The 1610-nt window shown below is 48.1% G+C and carries 5 tRNA genes and 3 rRNA genes; all 8 read left to right on the forward strand.

The features are described from left to right. Nucleotides 1-365, forward strand: a 23S ribosomal RNA gene (locus tag UF10_RS09095); the annotation flags it as partial. 66 nt (nt 366-431) lie between these two features. Next, nucleotides 432-548: ribosomal RNA gene (rrf, locus tag UF10_RS09100) — 5S ribosomal RNA — on the forward strand. 5 nt (nt 549-553) lie between these two features. Next, a tRNA-Leu gene (locus UF10_RS09105) sits at nt 554-643 on the forward strand. 33 nt (nt 644-676) lie between these two features. Continuing rightward, a tRNA-Ile gene (locus UF10_RS09110) sits at nt 677-753 on the forward strand. Nucleotides 754-764: 11 nt separating this feature from the next. After that, nucleotides 765-840: transfer RNA gene (locus UF10_RS09115), tRNA-Trp, on the forward strand. 26 nt (nt 841-866) lie between these two features. Then, a tRNA-Ile gene (locus UF10_RS09120) sits at nt 867-940 on the forward strand. 5 nt (nt 941-945) lie between these two features. After that, nucleotides 946-1021 (forward strand) — tRNA-Phe (locus UF10_RS09125). 149 nt (nt 1022-1170) lie between these two features. Continuing rightward, nucleotides 1171-1610: ribosomal RNA gene (locus UF10_RS09130) — 16S ribosomal RNA — on the forward strand; the annotation flags it as partial.

Consider the following 1610-nt stretch of genomic DNA (forward strand, 5'->3'; position numbering starts at 1 on the left):
AGTTGGTCCCAAGGGTTGGGCTGTTCGCCCATTAAAGTGGTACGCGAGCTGGGTTCAGAACGTCGTGAGACAGTTCGGTCCCTATCCGTCGCAGGCGTAGGAAATTTGCGGAGATCTGCCCCTAGTACGAGAGGACCGGGGTGGACATACCTCTGGTGTACCAGTTGTCCTGCCAAGGGCATAGCTGGGTAGCTATGTATGGAAAGAATAAGCGCTGAAAGCATCTAAGCGCGAAGTCCACTTCAAGATAAGATTTCCCACCGTAAGGTTAAGATCCCAGGAAGACTACCTGGTTGATAGGTCAAAGGTGTAAGTGCAGTAATGTATGTAGCTTATTGATACTAATAGATCGAGGACTTGACCAATAAATACGATGGAGTCAAAGTTTACTAAATATACTCAGTTTTGAAGGTACAAACTTCAATTAAATATGTGGTTATTATAGCAGAGAGGATACACCTGTTCCCATACCGAACACAGAAGTTAAGCTCTCCAGCGCCAAAGGTACTTGGTGGGAAACTGCCTGGGAGAGTAGGAAGTAGCCACGTAATATGCCGAAGTGGCGGAATTGGCAGACGCACAGGACTTAAAATCCTGCGAAACTTATACTTTCGTACCGGTTCGATTCCGGTCTTCGGCACCACAAAGTTTTAGAACTGCAGAAATCGCCAACAGTGGACCATTAGCTCAGTTGGTTAGAGCGCCCGGCTCATAACCGGTAGGTCTGGGGTTCGAGTCCCTGATGGTCCACCATTAAACCATATAGGGGTATAGCTCAGTTGGTAGAGCGTCGGTCTCCAAAACCGTGCGCCGGGGGTTCGAGTCCCTCTACCCCTGCCATTCGTAAATTTTGTAATTTTTAATATGGGCCTATAGCTCAGGTGGTTAGAGCGCACGCCTGATAAGCGTGAGGTCGCTGGTTCGAGTCCAGCTAGGCCCACTTTTGCCCAAATAGCTCAGTCGGTAGAGCAGGGGATTGAAAATCCCCGTGTCGGTGGTTCGATTCCGCCTTTGGGCACCATATGAACTTTGAAAATTGAACAGCAGGTTAATTCAATAAAGCTTTTTAAATAAAGCATTTGAAATTAACTGTTTAAACAAGCAAACTTGTTTAAACCACAAACAAACCAAGCCAGATATTTCGAGATAATTATCTGAGCAGACAAATTTTTTAACGAGAGTTTGATCCTGGCTCAGGATGAACGCTGGCGGCGTGCTTAACACATGCAAGTCGAGCGCGGTCCCTTTGGTGCTTGCACCAAAGAAGACTGAGCGGCGGACGGGTGAGTAACGCGTGGGTAACCTGCCCTATACACATGGATAACATGCTGAAAAGCATACTAATACATGATAACGTACACTGATGGCATCTTCGGTGTATCAAAGCGTTAGCGGTATAGGATGGACCCGCGTCTGATTAGCTAGTTGGTGGGGTAAAAGCCTACCAAGGCCACGATCAGTAGCCGACCTGAGAGGGTGATCGGCCACATTGGAACTGAGACACGGTCCAAACTCCTACGGGAGGCAGCAGTGGGGAATATTGCACAATGGGCGAAAGCCTGATGCAGCAACGCCGCGTGAACGATGAAGGTCTTCGGATCGTAAAGTTC

Origin of the sequence: Peptostreptococcus russellii (assembly GCF_003012055.1) — a bacterium.
GTDB classification, from domain to species: Bacteria; Bacillota; Clostridia; order Peptostreptococcales; family Peptostreptococcaceae; genus Peptostreptococcus; species Peptostreptococcus russellii.